At 47.4% G+C, this 16,392-nt stretch carries 16 protein-coding genes; 1 reads left to right on the top strand and 15 read right to left on the bottom strand.

Annotation, left to right across the window (positions count from 1 at the left end; genetic code table 11):
- Positions 1–122: 122 nt before the first annotated feature.
- The 7 genes from FGQ85_RS07535 to mgtE form a co-directional block, all read right to left on the bottom strand.
- The gene (locus FGQ85_RS07535; protein WP_138373083.1) at positions 123–815 is read right to left on the bottom strand and encodes a TetR/AcrR family transcriptional regulator; all 693 of its coding nucleotides are present in this window, start codon (positions 813–815) and stop codon (positions 123–125) included.
- A 12-nt stretch (positions 816–827) separates the two neighbouring features.
- The gene (locus FGQ85_RS07530; protein ID WP_087168032.1) at positions 828–1,217 is read right to left on the bottom strand and encodes a GrdX family protein; all 390 of its coding nucleotides are present in this window, start codon (positions 1,215–1,217) and stop codon (positions 828–830) included.
- A 231-nt stretch (positions 1,218–1,448) separates the two neighbouring features.
- A complete protein-coding gene (gene rpmF / locus FGQ85_RS07525; protein WP_087168033.1) occupies positions 1,449–1,631 on the bottom strand; it encodes a 50S ribosomal protein L32 in 183 nt (60 codons plus the stop codon).
- 3 nt (positions 1,632–1,634) lie between these two features.
- Positions 1,635–2,153: a DUF177 domain-containing protein gene (locus tag FGQ85_RS07520; RefSeq protein WP_087168034.1), complete on the bottom strand. Its 519-nt coding sequence runs from the start codon at positions 2,151–2,153 to the stop codon at positions 1,635–1,637.
- An 80-nt stretch (positions 2,154–2,233) separates the two neighbouring features.
- Positions 2,234–3,421, bottom strand: a complete 1,188-nt coding sequence (locus FGQ85_RS07515) for an acetate kinase (RefSeq protein WP_087168035.1) — start codon at positions 3,419–3,421, stop codon at positions 2,234–2,236.
- A 17-nt stretch (positions 3,422–3,438) separates the two neighbouring features.
- Positions 3,439–4,434 (bottom strand): phosphate acetyltransferase, encoded by a 996-nt coding sequence (gene pta, locus FGQ85_RS07510; RefSeq protein ID WP_087168036.1) that lies wholly within the window; start codon positions 4,432–4,434, stop codon positions 3,439–3,441.
- Between the two features lie 113 nt (positions 4,435–4,547).
- The gene (gene mgtE / locus FGQ85_RS07505; protein ID WP_087168037.1) at positions 4,548–5,879 is read right to left on the bottom strand and encodes a magnesium transporter; all 1,332 of its coding nucleotides are present in this window, start codon (positions 5,877–5,879) and stop codon (positions 4,548–4,550) included.
- An 89-nt stretch (positions 5,880–5,968) separates the two neighbouring features.
- Here mgtE and FGQ85_RS07500 point away from each other — a divergent pair, with 89 nt between their 5' ends.
- Positions 5,969–7,258 carry a nucleotidyltransferase gene (locus tag FGQ85_RS07500; RefSeq protein WP_138373082.1) on the top strand — a complete coding sequence of 430 codons (1,290 nt, stop codon included), beginning with the start codon at positions 5,969–5,971 and terminating at the stop codon, positions 7,256–7,258.
- 81 nt (positions 7,259–7,339) lie between these two features.
- Here FGQ85_RS07500 and FGQ85_RS07495 read toward each other — a convergent pair whose 3' ends face one another.
- The 8 genes from FGQ85_RS07495 to FGQ85_RS07460 form a co-directional block, all read right to left on the bottom strand.
- Positions 7,340–8,197: a DegV family protein gene (locus FGQ85_RS07495; RefSeq protein WP_087168039.1), complete on the bottom strand. Its 858-nt coding sequence runs from the start codon at positions 8,195–8,197 to the stop codon at positions 7,340–7,342.
- Between the two features lie 29 nt (positions 8,198–8,226).
- Positions 8,227–9,024: an MBL fold metallo-hydrolase gene (locus FGQ85_RS07490; RefSeq protein ID WP_087252049.1), complete on the bottom strand. Its 798-nt coding sequence runs from the start codon at positions 9,022–9,024 to the stop codon at positions 8,227–8,229.
- A 24-nt stretch (positions 9,025–9,048) separates the two neighbouring features.
- Positions 9,049–9,639 carry a dephospho-CoA kinase gene (gene coaE / locus FGQ85_RS07485; protein ID WP_138373081.1) on the bottom strand — a complete coding sequence of 197 codons (591 nt, stop codon included), beginning with the start codon at positions 9,637–9,639 and terminating at the stop codon, positions 9,049–9,051.
- A gap of 19 nt (positions 9,640–9,658) precedes the next feature.
- The gene (polA, locus tag FGQ85_RS07480) at positions 9,659–12,319 is read right to left on the bottom strand and encodes a DNA polymerase I (protein WP_242958877.1); all 2,661 of its coding nucleotides are present in this window, start codon (positions 12,317–12,319) and stop codon (positions 9,659–9,661) included.
- A 48-nt stretch (positions 12,320–12,367) separates the two neighbouring features.
- On the bottom strand, positions 12,368–12,925 hold the full coding sequence (locus FGQ85_RS07475; RefSeq protein ID WP_138373080.1) for a manganese efflux pump MntP family protein: 558 nt from the start codon (positions 12,923–12,925) through the stop codon (positions 12,368–12,370).
- A 468-nt stretch (positions 12,926–13,393) separates the two neighbouring features.
- Positions 13,394–14,032, bottom strand: coding sequence for an orotate phosphoribosyltransferase (locus tag FGQ85_RS07470; RefSeq protein WP_087252051.1), 639 nt, complete (start codon positions 14,030–14,032; stop codon positions 13,394–13,396).
- 87 nt (positions 14,033–14,119) lie between these two features.
- The gene (locus FGQ85_RS07465; protein ID WP_138373079.1) at positions 14,120–15,286 is read right to left on the bottom strand and encodes an amidohydrolase family protein; all 1,167 of its coding nucleotides are present in this window, start codon (positions 15,284–15,286) and stop codon (positions 14,120–14,122) included.
- A complete protein-coding gene (locus tag FGQ85_RS07460; RefSeq protein WP_087168045.1) occupies positions 15,286–16,392 on the bottom strand; it encodes an amidohydrolase family protein in 1,107 nt (368 codons plus the stop codon). Before FGQ85_RS07460 ends, FGQ85_RS07465 begins: the two co-directional genes overlap by 1 nt.

Raw genomic sequence — 16,392 nt, 5'->3', positions numbered from 1 at the left:
CGCATGTTTATCTAACATATGTTCGATGAACATGCGTTCTTTTTTTGACTGCTCCAAAAACGCAATTTCCTATAAAGCAAAAAAAGACGCCTTCAGACAGTTTTCCCGTCTGAAGACGCCTCTTATTGAATTTGATATGCCTTATATCCTTTCAAGTCTTTCGCAAACATTCGAACCAGCTTTTCAATATCACGAATAAAGAGTCTTACCCTTCCGTTTACATCCTTTTCCTCAATTCCATCGTCACAGACCGTCTTGAAATATCCTTTGAACAGAAGGCAGACCATCCGGTTCAACGATACCGCATTATCGTATCCAATCGCATTGGAACGGATACACTTTCTGCACATTTCAAAATCACGCCCCATGAAGTCCCCTGTCTGAAGCATCTCGTGGAAGACCCTGTTGGAGAGCATCAGGTTTTCCGGAAACATCTTATAATACTCTCTGATGGAAACACGCAGCTTGTTATTATTATTTTCGAAAAAGAGAAGATTATATGCCTCAGGCTTCCGGAATGCCTCCATGGAATAGCAGTACCATACCCCAACATAGATATCCCACACATTTTTCCAGTGCTTCTCCGCCGAGTTCAGACGCTGGATATAATAGTTCAGCTCCCCAAGCTCCGCATAGTAGAGCAGTTCGTCCCTGCTGTCAAAATAGCGGTACAAGCTTGCGGTGGAACAGTCCATCTCTTTTGCGATACGGCGGATCGTCACCGCACTGATTCCTTCCCGATGAATAATTTCATTTGCCTTTGCAATATAATCCCTTCTTGTCAGCCCTTTAAAGTACTTTTCATTCCTCTTCATATACCATTATCCTTACATCAGCCTCGGAACGATATTTTCGATTACCGAAAGGTCGATGGTTTTAAAATCTTCTTCTACATTTTTCTGGTAATGGTCCGGCGTCGGGGCAATCTCCTGCCACTGTTCAAAGGTCTCAATACATTTTTCAATCAGCATGATGTCTTTCGTATTGTCCTCCTCCCCTTTCGGGTATACCATAACCGAACGAAACGGTGTCTGGTTCGGCTTCAGGCTCGATGCCTGCGGGTGGGTCAGAAGGATATGCCGGTCATACACAAGATCTCTCACCTTGATCAGTACGTCCCTGTATGATCCCAGAAGAACGACTTCCATGTCATCTTTATATTTTCGGTACACTCTATCGTTGTTCGTCACCAGAGTTACTTTCTCCAAATTCCACATCGTATCTCAGCCTCTTTTCTGATTGGTTTCTTTTCATCTTAACACAGTTCTTAATTTTTCTCCATAAATTGCTGCAAATTTGTGGTAAATTGGTTACTGTTCACACCGTCTCGGGAACGCGTCAGCGCGATGAGTGCGCATGCGGGCGGCGGTTCGGTGTGAACAGTAACGTAAGCCGGCATGAAAAAAGGGATCTGCATATTTGCAAATCCCCGTTTTTCGGTATTTCCATTAGTCTTCTACGGAAATGATTTCTTTCTTGTTATAGCTTCCGCAAGCTTTGCAAACTCTGTGAGGCATCATAAGTGCGCCGCATTTGCTGCATTTTACAAGATTCGGAGCGCTCATTTTCCAGTTTGCTCTTCTCTTGTCGCGTCTTGCTTTAGAAGTTTTATTCTTTGGACAAATTGACATCGGTTACACCTCCTTAAAATTCTTAAACAGATCGCGGATAACTGACATTCTTGGATCAAGACCCGGATCTTCACAATCGCAGGTACCCTCGTTTAGGTTCTGACCACATACACTGCAAAGTCCTTTGCAGTCTTCCCTGCACAGGGTTTTTGTCGGCCATCCTATCAAAATCTCATAATAGAGTAATTTGTCGACGTCAAGATGATATCCGTCAATATAATCTGATTCTTCGTCTGTCTCTGCAGTCTCTCCACCGACAACGGCATGTCTCTCAAAAGAAATCTCCATCGGAACTTTCACCGGACTGAGACAACGGTCGCACGGAATCACTGCAGTCAGACTGCAGGAACCGGAGACAGAAATCTCTTTTCCTTTTACATGCTCAATATGAATCTGCACGCTGCTCTTCTCCACAAGTGGGAAAGGACCGCCTGGCAGTTTCATCGCCTCCATCTCAAGCGGAAGGACGGCATCAATCGGTTTGTGCTGTTCGGACAGTACATCGGATAGGTTTAACAGCATATTCATTGCTCCTATTCATACCTTGACTATTATATCATGTCATTTCATTTTGTCAACAGTTTTTTTACTGTCTGAGGAGATTAAACCAGTGCTTTTGTCTCACGTGCAATCGCAAGCTCTTCGTTTGTCGGGATGACATATACTTTGACTTTGGAGTCTTCCGTAGAAATCTCGGATGCCACTCCGCGCGCCTGAGCGTTCTTTTCTTTATCAATCTTCACACCAAGGTATCCAAGGTATTCACAGATTTCTTCTCTCATCTGAGTATCGTTTTCGCCTACACCTGCAGTAAATGTGATTGCATCTACACCGTTCATTGCAGCTGTGTAGGAACCGATATATTTTGCCACACGGTATCTGTAAGCGTCAAGTGCCATGATCGCACGTTCATTTCCTTCGTCTGCTGCTGCTCTTACATCACGGAAATCGGAAGATACACCGCTCATTCCGAGAACACCGGATTTCTTGTTCAGGATGTTGAGCATTTCGTTGATATCGATATTCTCATGGTTGCAGATAAACTGCAGGACAGCCGGATCAAGGTCACCGCTTCTTGTTCCCATGATCAGTCCTTCAAGGGGTGTCAGACCCATACTTGTATCAACGCATTTTCCGCCGATGGAAGCTGAGATGCTGGCTCCGTTTCCAAGGTGGCATACGATTACTTTTGCATCGTCTTTTCCGAGGCATTTCAGTGTCTCGCCGGATACGAACATATGGCTTGTACCATGGAAACCGTATCTTCTGATGCTGTATTTCTCATAATATTCATATGGAATTGCGTACATTGCCGCTTTTTCCGGGATCTTCATACCGAAAGCGGTATCGAATACTGCAACGTTCGGTTTGCCCGGCATTGCTGCTTCACATGCTTCGATTCCGATCAGGTTTGCCGGATTGTGGAGCGGTCCAAGGTCGAAGCAGTCACGGATAACTTTCTTAACATCATCGTTGATCAAAGTTGCGTCGCTGTAGATCGTTCCGGCATGCAGTACGCGGTGTCCGATTGCTGTGATATCATCTGTGCTTTCGATAACACCGTGTTCTTTGTCCATCAGAGCGTCCAGCACAAGCTGTACAGCCACTTTGTGGTCTTCCATCGGAGTCTCTACACTGTAGTTTTCTTTTCCTGTCGGTTTGTGTGTCAGTTTGGATCCGTCGATCCCGATTCTCTCGCAAAGTCCTTTTGCAAGAACACTCTCATTTTCCATATCGATGAGTTGGTATTTTAATGAAGAGCTTCCGCAGTTAATAACTAAAATTTTCATTTTTCTTTTCTTCCTTTCTATTTTGACTGGCACTGCACTGCTGTAATTGCAACAACACCTTCGATATCTTTGGCGCTGCATCCTCTGGAAAGGTCATTTACAGGAGCCGCGATTCCCTGAGTCATTGGTCCGTATGCTTCTGCCTTTGCCAGTCTCTGCACTAACTTATAACCGATATTTCCTGCATCCAGGTCAGGGAAGATCAGGACATTGGCCTTTCCTGCAACCGGGCTGTCCGGAGCTTTTGAAGCTCCTACGGAAGGAACGATCGCCGCGTCTAACTGAAGTTCTCCATCCAGCATCAGATCCGGAGCCTGTTCTTTCGCGATCTTAACCGCCTCTACTACTTTTGTGACATCATCATGCTTTGCACTTCCCTTTGAGGAATGAGAAAGCATTGCCACTCTCGGCTCTGCTCCTACAAGCTGTTTGAAGCTCTCTGCGGAGGAAATTGCGATTGCTGCAAGCTCTTCCGGTGTCGGATTCTGATTCAGACCGCAGTCACCGAATACAAATGTTCCGTTTTCTCCCATATCACAGTCCGGTACTACCATGATAAAGAATGCGGATACAAGCTTTGTTCCAGGTTTCGTCTTGAGAATCTGCAGACACGGACGAAGTGTGTCAGCTGTAGAATGGCATGCTCCGGAAACCATTCCGTCTGCGTCGCCCATCTTTACCATCATTACTCCGTAATATGGATAGTTGGTCAGAAGAAGCTCTCTTGCCTGTTCCTCAGTCATACCTTTTTTCTGTCTTAATTCCACCAGCTTTGCAATATAGCTCTCTGTCTTTTCACTCTTTGCCGGATCTACAATCTGTGCACCGCTGATATCGAAGCTTCCCTTATTCTTCGCGATTTCTTCTTCACTTCCGATCAGAACCAGTCTGGCTGTCCCCTCTTTTAAAATTGCCTCGGCAGCCTCATAGGTCCGGGCATCTTCTGTCTCCGGAAGTACAATTGTCTTGAGATCTGCTTTGGCCTTTGCCTTGATTTCATCAATAAATCCCATGATTTAATGACTCCTTTCCATATATTCTCAGATATCACTATTATAACGTAAAGGGAAATTGTATACAAGAGATAATCTGTCTCTTTTTTAGTACAATTTCCCTTTTTAAGCGTTTATAATTCAAACATCATTGTGACAATCGCAAAATAAACAAGGATTGTCCCTGTGTCAAGAAGCGTGGAGATCAAAGGTGTCGCCATGAGAGCCGGATCCAGTCCGATTCTCTTTGCGATCAGCGGCAGGGTACATCCCACCACTTTTGCCATACAGACAATGGCTATGATCGTCACACCGATCACGATACCAAGCTTGATATCATTATACATAATATAAATCCTGATTCCATTCGCGACAGAAAGGACCGCGCCGACAATCAATGCAATCCGGAGTTCTTTGAAAATCACCCGGAAAATATCTTTAAAACGGATTTCCCCGACCGCAAGTCCGCGGATCATCAATGTGGAGCTCTGAGAGCCGCAGTTTCCGCCCGTTCCCATCAGCATCGGAATCAGCGTAATCAGAATCGGCATGGCTGACATGGCATTTTCATAGTAGGCAAGCAAAAGTCCGCTTGCCGTCGCAGAAAGCATTAAAAACAGCAGCCACGGGATACGGGAAAGGGCGTGGCGCCAGACGCTCGTTCCGAAGTACGAGTCATCGTTCGGACTGACACCGGCCATCATACTGATATCTTCCGTTGCTTCTTCCTGCAGGACAATCATCGCGTCGTCAACGGTAACGATACCGACCATGCACATCTCGTTATCCACAATCGGGATTGCCACAAGACCGTACTTCCGGATCATACTGGCTACGTCTTCCTGATCATCATGGGTATGCGCGTAAAGGACGTTCGTATCCATAATCTCTTCAATCGTCTTACTTTCACTGGATGTCAGAAGATCTTTGATATCCACCCATCCGATCAGCTTCTTCTTTTCTGTCACGTAACAGGTATAAATCGTCTCCCGGTTAATACCGACCTGGCGGATCTTCAAAATCGCCTCTTCTACCGTCATTTCTTTCCGGAAACTGACGTAGTCGATATTCATGACACTTCCGGCACTGTCCTCCGGATACTGCAAAAGCGCGTTGATCTGCTTTCTCGTCTCTTCATCAGTCGCCATCAGAAGCCTGTCTACCACATTGGCAGGCATTTCTTCCAGGACGTCGACTGTATCATCAAGGTACATCTCATCCATGACTTCTTCCAGCTCGGAATCCGTCAGCGCATTAATCAGGAATTCTCTTGTCTCGCTGCTCATATAGGTAAAGGTCTCTGCCGCTTCTTCCTTGCCGAGGAGACGGAAAATCAGAACAATCTGCCTTTCATCTACCTCCTCCAGCAGTGCGGCAATATCGACAGGATACATATTCCCAAGTTCTTCTTTCAGTTCTTTAAATTTTCGTTCATCCAAAAGCTCCAGCAGATTTGTTTCGTTCATGTGTATCCTCCTTTCCTGCCGCCATATTATTTTGCAAGCGGATTCCTTTTATAGTATAATCACAACAAGGAGGATATTACAAGAAAATTATGAAAATAGTTGGTTTAATTACAGAATACAATCCATTTCACAATGGGCACGAATATCATATACAGAAGTCAAAAGAAGTGACCGGAGCAGACGCTGTGATCGTCGTCATGAGCGGAAATTTTGTACAAAGAGGCGCTCCTGCCATCATGCCCAAACATCTCAGGGCTAAAGTGGCTCTGAAATCCGGGGCATCCCTTGTTCTGGAGCTTCCGGTCTGCTTTTCCACCGGGAGCGCCGAGTATTTTGCACAGGGTGCCGTTGCGCTTCTGGACAGTCTGGGCTGTGTTGATTCCCTTTGTTTTGGAAGCGAATGCGGAGAGATTGATTCTTTAACCCGGATTGCGCGGGTACTTGCGGATGAGCCTGAAGAGTACCGCACAATTCTGCGTTCTTACTTAAAAGAGGGGTTTGCGTTTCCTCTCGCCAGAGAAAAGGCATTGACCGATTATCTGCAGGACAGATCCCTTTCCCGGATTCTTTCCAGTCCGAATAATACGCTTGGGGTGGAGTACATCAAGGCTTTGATCCGTCTAAAAAGTTCCATACGGCCCTATACGATTCTTCGGAAAGATTCCCGGTATCATGCGGACACACTGGAGACGGACGGCGGTTTCAGCTCCGCTACCGCTATTCGGAAACTTCTTTTGTTCTCCGGCAGTTCCCTTCGGACAGACATGGATACTCCTTACGATGAGCCAAAGCTTTCCTCTGTTCTGACAAGACTGGAAGACCATGTGCCGCCGGAATGTGTCTCCCTGCTTGAGCGGACCCACCTGATCCGCTATCCGGTATACAGCAATGATTTTTCATTGCTCGTCAAATACCAGCTGATGCAGGAAAGCCGCGGGACCCTGACCCACTATGCCGATATTTCCGAAGAGCTTGCCAACCGGATCATGAAACATCTGAATGACTTTCAGAATTTTGACCAGTTCTGCGACCTGTTAAAGACAAAAGAAGTGACGTATTCCAGGATCAGCCGGGCGCTTCTGCACGTCATCCTCGGAATCCGTTCCTCCCTCTTTGAACAGTTAAGAGAAGACCGGATGGTTCATTATGCCAGAATGCTTGGATTCGTACGGAAAGACAGGGAAGTCCTTTCCCTGATCAAAAATCGTTCGTCAGTTCCGCTGATTCCCAAACTCAGCGATATGGACGCACTGTCTGAACGCGGCGAACAGATGCTTCATCTGGATATTTTTGCATCCAACCTGTATGAATCTGTCATCAGCAACAAATTTAAAACTCCGTTCTGCAATGAATACAGTCATCCGCTTGTGATTGTATAGTCGTATAAAAAAGAGACTCTCTTTGGGAGCGTAGATGATTTCTTTTCATCTTCCGTCTCAAAAGAGAGTCTTTTTCTGATTTTAAAGTGTAATCACTTTGGAACATGCAATGGCCATCGCCCCCGGTCCAATGTGGCAGGCAACACTTAAGGAAAGGCGGTCCATCTCCACTTTATACTGAGGGAATCTGTCCTCAATCTCTTCTTTCCACTTCTGCGCTTCCTCATCAGAGCAGGTGTATGCTGCTTCGAGGTGTACCGGCTGATTTCCAAAACGGTGAAGCAGGTCTTTTTCCATGGCGTCGAGCATTGTCTTCTTCGCCTGTTTCCATCCTCTGACCTTGGCATAGGCATCCAGCTTTTCTCCCTGGATCTGCAGAACCGGTTTCAGATTCAGGACTGTTCCGATTGCTGCAGCGGCCGGTGTGATTCTTCCGCCCTTTTTCAGATATTTCAGCGTGTCCACAGTAATGTAAATACTGGATTCAAATTTGTTTTTTTCCAGAATTTCCCGGATCCCGGCTGCGGATTTTCCTTCGGATGCAAGCCAGATGGCGTCCTTGACAGACTGCCGCTGCGTCACGGAAATCCTCTGGTTGTTGACTACCTGCACACGTCCGTCATAATCATCCGCCAGCATCATGGCAGTCTCGCAGGAACTGCTCAGCCCGCTGGACATCGGAATATAGACAATTTCATCGTACTCTTCCAGATATTTGTCCCACAATCCCATGACATCCCCCGGCGCAGGCTGGGAAGTTTTAATATCATGATTTGCTTTCAGGCGCTCGTAAAATTCTTCCTGGGATAAGGTAATTTCCTCAAAATATTCTTCCCCATCGATAAAAAACGGCATCGGAAGGATTCCGATTCCAAGTTCCTTCCCTTCTGCCTGTGTAATTCCACTGTTGCTGTCCGTCAAAACGGCAACACGACTCATACCATCCTCTCCTTTTCTTTGTTTTCTTCCTATACGGTAATGATATCCGATCTGGTGTCTCTTTTGGCAACCATAATCGGAATGTCCTCTCCTTTGTATGGATTATCCCCGAGAGTGACTTCCAGTTTCACTGTTTCATAGGCCAGCTCGGCATAATTATTCTCCTTGCTCAGATGTCCAAGCATAACGCATTTCAGATCATCGTGCAGGATGTCGCACAGCAGTCTGCCGGAAGATTCATTGGAAAGATGTCCCCGGTTTCCCATCACCCGCTGTTTCAGGTAATACGGGTAGACACCGACTTCCAGCATATGTATGTCATGATTGGCCTCCAGAAGAACCGCGTCCAGATTTTTCAGATTCTCCACAGTATAATCATCATAGATCCCCAGATCTGTCGCAACAGCGGCCGCTTTCTTTCCATTTTCGAAGCGGTATCCTGTCGGTTCATTTGCATCGTGTGAAATCCGAAATGGCCGTACTGTCAGCTCTTTTAAAGTAAACGGCTCATCCGCGCGAATCTCATGGAGCAGTCCCTCCGGCATTTTCCCAAGACTTTTATAATTCCGGATTCCTTCGATCGTTCCTTTTGTGGCGTAGATCGGAATGCCGTACTTTCTGCTGAAAACTCCAAGCCCCTGAATATGGTCGGCGTGCTCATGGGTAATAAAAATCCCGTCCAGCTCGTCCCCTTTCACATCCAGATCCTTCAGTCCTTCCTCGATCCGCTTCTTGCTGATCCCGGTATCGACCAGCACGTGTGTATGTTCATCTCCTACATAAATACAGTTTCCGCTGCTTCCGCTGGCTATACTGCAAATTCTCATGTTTTCCTTTCTCCTTCAAAGTTTCTAGTACGATTCTAACGCTTCTTTGATCTGGATGCAAGTCTCTTTAAAATCCTCTCCGTTTTCAATCACTACGCTGCATGCGTTCCGGAACTGTTTTTCCGATTTCTGGTTCTTCATGATTCCGTCTATCCTTGCGTCCGTATATCCCCGGCTTTCTTTCAGCCGCTTTCTGCGGACTTCATCCGGCGTATGGATATACCAGAGTTCATCACAGATCTCCTCATAATGATCCTCGATCAGAAGCGCTGCCTCGACGACAAAAATCCGCGTACCAGCCTCTTTTTCTTCCTCTTTTTTCTTTCGGATGTATTCCTTGACCCGGGGGTGTACAATCCGGTTCAGCATTTGAAGCTTTTTTTCATCAGCAAACACAATGTTTCCCAGCTTTTTCCGGTCAATCTTTCCATCCCCGTCAAGAATTCCGCATCCAAACTTCTCTATAATTTCCTCATAGCAGACCTCTCCAGGCTCCTGAAGCTTATGCGCCACCTTGTCCGCTTCGCAGACAACTGCCTGAAAGTCTGTCTCCAGGAAGCCGAGGACCGTGCTTTTTCCGGCCCCGACTCCTCCTGTAATTCCTATTGTTTTCATCTGAATTCCTGACTTTTCTCTATTTGGCCTCATACCAGTTTGATCCGACGCTCATATCTGCAATCAGCGGAACCTTCAGATCTGCGGCATGTTCCATCTCTTCTTTCAGTATCTCTTTAACTTTCTCTACTTCATCGATTCTGGCCTCTACCAGAAGCTCATCGTGTACCTGAATGACAATGCGGGACTCCATCTGTTCCTCACGAAGCCGCTGATTGACACGGATCATCGCAATCTTCATGATGTCTGCCGCTGCCCCCTGAATCGGGGAATTCATTGCCACACGTTCTCCAAAACTTCTCTGCATGAAGTTGCTGGAAGAAAGCTCCGGAACCGGTCTTCTTCTTCCAAAAATCGTTGTCACATATCCGTGCTCTTTTGCAAAAGCCACTTCTCCGTCCAGATATGCTTTGACACCCGGATAGGTTTCGAAATAGCGGTCAATATATTCTGCCGCTTCTTTTCTTGTAATGCTCAAGTCCTGACTAAGTCCAAAGGAACTGATCCCGTAGACAATCCCGAAATTAACCGCCTTCGCATTTCTTCTCTGCAGGTCCGTCACCTCGTCAAACGGTGTATGGAATACCTGGGATGCCGTCGTTCTATGGATGTCTTTCGCCTCCTTATATGCCTGAATCAGCGCCTCATCATCTGAACAGTGCGCCAGAATCCGAAGCTCAATCTGGGAATAATCCGCATCCACAAACACAAATCCTTCCTCCGGCACAAAAACTTTCCGGATCTGTCTTCCCAGTTCCATCCGGATCGGGATATTCTGAAGATTCGGCTCCGTACTGCTGATCCGGCCGGTCGCCGTAACAGTCTGGTTAAAAGTACCGTGAATCCGGTGATCCTCCGAAATAAAATTCACCAGTCCGTCCGCGTAGGTGGATTTCAGCTTGGCCAACTGCCTGTATTCCAGAATCTTCGATACGACCGGATAGTCCGGCGCCAGCTTTTCCAGAATATCTGCCGCTGTGGAATATCCTGTCTTCGTCTTCTTTCCATGAGGAAGCTCCAGGTGTTCAAAAAGAACGACTCCCAGCTGTTTCGGAGAATTGATATTAAAGGTTTCCCCTGCCAGTTCAAAAATCTCCGCCTCCAGTCTTTCGATCTGGACGCCAAGATCCTGTCCGTATTCTTTCAGGGCTTCCGCTTCCACTTTCACGCCTGCCTGCTCCATATCAAAAAGCGCAAACACAAGCGGCATCTCGATTTCATCAAAAAGTGCTTCCATGCCGTATTCTTTCAGCTTTTCCCGGAGTACGTCTGCTGCCCGGTACATCGTATACGCCTCATAACAGCTCTTTTTCTCTTCAGAAAGCTTCGCATCAATCGTAAGATCCAGATATTCTCTTGCCACATCGTCCGGCTCATAGGAGCTCTTGAGCGGATTTAACAGGTAGGCGGCCACATGAACATCAAAGAAATTCTCCCGTCTGCATGTCCGGACATGCGGCAGTTCTTTTTTTACGTCAAACATGGAAATCTGCGCCCGGCTTTCTGTCAGAGCGGACAGACGTTCCATAAGAGCATCCGCGGAAATCCCGTTTCCGGTCTGAATGGAAACGATCTCGTCCTTCCCGTCTGCTGAAAAGGCAAGCACCGCTCCGGAAATACCGCTCATTGCGGCAAATAACGGAAGAACATTCTCCGTATTCCGCTCCAGAACAACACCTACAGTCCCGGCCCCTGCCGCCTTTTCAAATACAGCATCCATGCCGGCAGGGTCTGTTACGGTCACAAAACTGTCCTCAATTTCGGAAGCCGGAGCCTGAATCTCAAACTTTCCAAGCAGATTTTTAAATTCCAGCTTCTGGAACCACTCATATGCTTCAGCAGTAAAGAGTTCTCCAATCTTTCCTTCTTCCACTTCATACGGAAAATCCGCATGGACATTGATCGTCGCAAGTTCCTTGCTCATCTGTGCCAGATCGTAATGCTCTTTCAATGCTTTTGCCGCCCTCGGAGGCTTAAGTTCGTCCACATGGGCATATGCATTCTCGATCGTCTGATACTCCACGATAATCTTCGTCGCTGTCTTCTCTCCGATGCTCGGAACGCCCGGAATATTGTCAGAAGTATCTCCCATCAGCGCCTTGACATCGATAAACTCTTTCGGCGTCACCTGGTACTTTTCTTTTACATCCTCTTCCAGATAATCTTCCACTTCAGTCCGTCCCTGCTTCGTCTTCGGGATACGGATTTTTACTTTCTTTGTGGCAAGCTGAAGAAGATCCCGGTCTCCGGAAAGGACAACGACCTGCATGCCCGCCTCCTCGCAGCGTCTGGAAAGTGTCCCGATCAGGTCGTCCGCCTCGAGTCCTGCCTGTTCAATCAGTCGGATCCCCATCGCTTTCAGAACCTCTTTGATCACCGGAACCTGCTGCCGGAGCTCTTCCGCCATCGGCTTTCTCGTGCCTTTATACTCCTTGTACATCTCATGCCGGAATGTCGGCGCATGAACATCAAAGGCAACCGTCAGATATTCCGGCTTTTCCTCCTCGAGTATTTTAAAAAGAATATTTAAAAATCCATAAACTGCATTCGTATGAAGTCCTTCGGCATTGGTCAGATCCGGAAGTCCGTAAAATGCCCTGTTCAGAATACTGTGTCCGTCAATCAGGACAATTTTCTGGTCTTGAAATTGTTTTTCATTCATTGTCAAACCCCGTTCCATGTCAAAATACTTCTTTTATTTTACTTCGTTTTGCCCTCTTTTACAATGCTAAAATATGCCAAGATGCTCCAGAAGAATTTTGAGTCCGATCAGAATCAGGACAATTCCGCCGAAACATTCCGATTTATTTCTGTATTTTGTTCCGAATACCGTACCGATTTTCAGGCCGGCTGCTGAAATCACAAATGTCAGGCAGCCGATAAACGCTGCTGCCGGGGCAATATTGACATCCAGAAACGCAAATGTCACGCCGACTGCCAGAGCATCGATACTGGTCGCCACTGCCAGCGCAGTCATTTCCTTCACGTCAAACCGTGCACCCACGCATTCCTCTTCTCCTCTGGACTCCCGGATCATATTTCCTCCGATGATGGCCAGCAGAATAAATGCGATCCAGTGATCCACACTCTGAATAGCTCCCTTAAAATTCACACCTACAAAATATCCGATGGTCGGCATCAATGCCTGAAAGCCTCCGAAATAAAGTCCCACACACAGTATGTACTTCGGCTTCGCCACTCCCACAGAGAGCCCTTTACAGATAGATACTGCAAATGCGTCCATGGCAAGGCCCACTGCTATGAAAAACAGTTCCAAAAATCCCATTTCTTTTTCCTCCTAGTTGTTTTTTCTTCCCTTAAAATCTGCGCAGAACTTCCGTAAAAAGAGCAAAAAAAAATCGAGTCCTACCCATATCATCTTCTGATACAGATAAGTCTCGTTGTTTCATACAAAGCCAGGATCGCTCCAATATGTTGACTTTGTCACACCGAAAGTGCCAACTACTCCCTTATGCTCATTCTTTCTTTGTCATTTCCGCGCCAGCGTTCATCGCTGTTTTGTATTATAACCGACATTCTGCCTTCTTTCAACATTTTTTTCATGATCTGAGCACTTTCTTTCTCACTGCGTCAAAAACGGCAGTCCTCCTCACCCGGGTAACTGCCGTTTTTTCTTATTTGACAGAAAACTGTTAAATAAAAATGCTCCGCAGAATGCGCACTCGCGCAAAGCAGAAGTTTGCCGCTAAAGCGACCGCGCCCGGCGCGAGAGTTCCGCAAGCGGAACTCTTTGTTATAATTTGGAATATCCGTAACTGTTTACCAGCGCCTCAACACGCTTTCCTTCCCTGCACATCGGGCAGCTCTGCGGAGTGTATGCTTTGTAGTCCGGCAGATCCGCGCTAGTAAAAATAGATTTCACTTCCATATCCGCGATCCTGGACACAGCACTGAAAATTCCTGCAACGCCGCACACCTTCCCGCCGTAATACAGTACAGACTCCGCTGCCTTTAAGATCGTCTTTCCTGTTGTAATCGAAGCCGCCAGAATCAGTACCTGCTTGTTTTCAATCATCCGGATCTTATTATCACGGAACAAAATCTGTCCCATCGTATCAAACTCCGGCGTCACAACAGAAATATTGTTGTCGTGGCTCATGGACATATTTGTCTCGTCCGCCAGAATCTCTGCCATAAATGTACCGATCACTTCCGTTTCATCCAGGCATACGATCGTGTCAATGTACGTATGCGTGTATTCCCCCGCCAGAACCCTGGCTGTCTCCCGCGCATTGTGGTGTCTTGTTTTGACTGTGGACATATCGATATAGGTATTGATATGAGAATTACTTGTGGCAAAATGACCTTTCAGAATCTTAATCCGCGCCTTCGGATTCTTCCCGGAACGCAGATTGGTTAAACGTTCATCCATAGGACTGTCCCTCCTTTTTCATTTCTTTCTGATACGGTAACGGTTTTGATAAAGTCATTATACCACATTTTCCCTGACAGGAGTATCTTATGAAACAGACTGCCAGATGACCTTTCCATCAATCATTGTTTTACACACGCTGGCATCCGTATCGAGTCCCGGCCTTCCTTTCACCAGGATCAGGTCCGCGTCCTTCCCCTCCCGGAGTGTTCCGACCCGGTCTTCCACTCCAAGGACGTGCGCCGGATTGATGGTCACCATGCGAAGGGCCCGCAGATACGGTACGCCCTCCCTGACAGCTTCCCCGATATGATGATACAAAGACTCTTCGCTGAGAATCGGCGAATCGGTGATCAGCGCCACATTCACGCCACGCTCATCCAGCGTTTTGACCGCTTCGATGTCTACTTTCCGCCGCTCTCCTGCCGCCCGGTATGTTCCGATCGGCCCGTAGCAGACATCGCATCCGCTTTCCACAATCTCATCGATATAATCGGATGCGCCCCAGGCGTGTTCCAGCGAGAACCGGACTCCATATGCGTTTGCCACTTCGATAGCGGTCAGCATATCATGCTGGGTACAGTGAATCTTGCATGGAATCTCCCTTTTCAGCGCCGGGATCATCGCCTCCATGTCCGCATCATATGCCGGATGATCTCCGGATTCTTTTGCTTCCATGTAATCTTTTGCTTTTCGGAAGGTGTCCCACAGCACCTGAGCCACACCCATCCGGGTCATCGGAAGCTGGTTTCTCTCTCCATAGGTTCCTTTCGGATTTCCTCCAAGAGCTATTTTTACGGCACACGGAGCCTTAATTGACATGTCAAACACATTATTTCCATATGTCTTCAGCGCAAACGGAAGTCCGCAGAACACATTTCCACTTCCAGGAGTCAAAAGCATCGTCGTAATTCCGTGGGAATACGCTGCCTTGAATTCTCTTGCCTGCGGATTTACGCTGTATCTTGCATCTATGGGCAACGTCACCGGATTTGTCATCTCATTTGCGTCATCCACGGAGGATTCTCCGTTAAAATCAAATAATCCGATATGAGAATGCGCCTCGATCAGCCCCGGCATGACATTGAGTCCTGCCGCATCGATCACTTCCACATCCCCGGAAAGTTCCTCTTCCGGAATACGGGTGCCGATCTTCTTGATCTTTCCGTCCTCCACCAGAATCTCACCTGTGAAAACAGTATCTCCATCTTCCATTGTGTAAATCGTTCCATTTTGAATCAGAGTCTGTGCCATCAGAATACCACCTCCCCATTGATCATGCTGGTTCTGACTCTTGCCGCATAAGTTTTCACCGGATGTCCGGTATAGATGGAAAGATCCGCATCCTTTCCGGTCTCCAGTGTCCCGATTCTGTCAGATACGCCCAGCATTTTTGCCGGATTCAGCGTCATCATCTTCACCACTTCTTCCGCGTCCGCTCCTGCCCGGTACACTTCAATGGCGGTCCACAGGAACACTTCTCTTCCCTCTGAAAAACCTCCGTTGGAAGCGGTAAACGCAACCAGATTTCCATTCTCATTCAGATCGCAGATTTTCCCAAGATCCATTCCGTGCTTGGTTACCTGTGAGCAGTCGCTGACATTTCCCAAAATCAGTCCGGCATTCTGCCGCTTGATCTCCTCCAGCGCCCGGTCAAACTCGTACCCGTCCACCAGGACAAGGGATGTATGTTCCGTTTTCATCATTTCCAGTACACCCTGAATCTCTCCCGCTGTCTGGGCCGCCACAAAGGCCGGCATGCTGCCCTTTTCAAAGATTTCGCAAATCAGTTTTCCCTTTTCTTGTTCCTCCGGAGCTTTTGCCTTTCTGAGGGCCTCCTGAAAAATCCAGAATGCTCCCATTCTTGTTTTTGGCATCTGGTTTCGTCCGCCATAGACCGATTTCACCTCGGATGTGACGCTGCACTTGAGTGCCGCCTTTTCTTTGACAAGCCTGTCTGCCATCTTCATATGGGCAGTTTTGCATACGGCAATCTGTCCACCCATCACATTGGCATTTCCAGGAGTCAGGCCCACTGCCGTGATCCCGCTCTTATAAAACTCCTGGGCATCGATCTCATCCGGATCAATGGCATATTTCACATTCAGCTGCGGAGTCAGCGGATCGGTTTTCTCCTGATTGTCCAGATATCTGGACGGCATCCCCATGGCTCCCACAGAGGAATGAGGATCAATGAATCCAGGGAAAATCTCGCAGCCGGACGCATCGATCACCTCCGCCTCCTGACAGCAGATGCCAGGCGCGATGTCCCGGATCACCCGCCCTTCCGTCAAAATGTCGCATCCATCCAGGACGGTCCCGTCCCCTACATGGATTCTTCCGTTTTTTATCAGGTACAT

The organism is Pseudoflavonifractor sp. BSD2780061688st1 E11, assembly GCF_005844125.1.
In the GTDB taxonomy this organism is placed as follows: domain Bacteria; phylum Bacillota; class Clostridia; order Lachnospirales; family Lachnospiraceae; genus Sellimonas; species Sellimonas catena.
The sequence above is the reverse complement of the archived record's forward strand: the minus strand, read 5'-3'. Positions and strand labels throughout refer to the sequence as shown.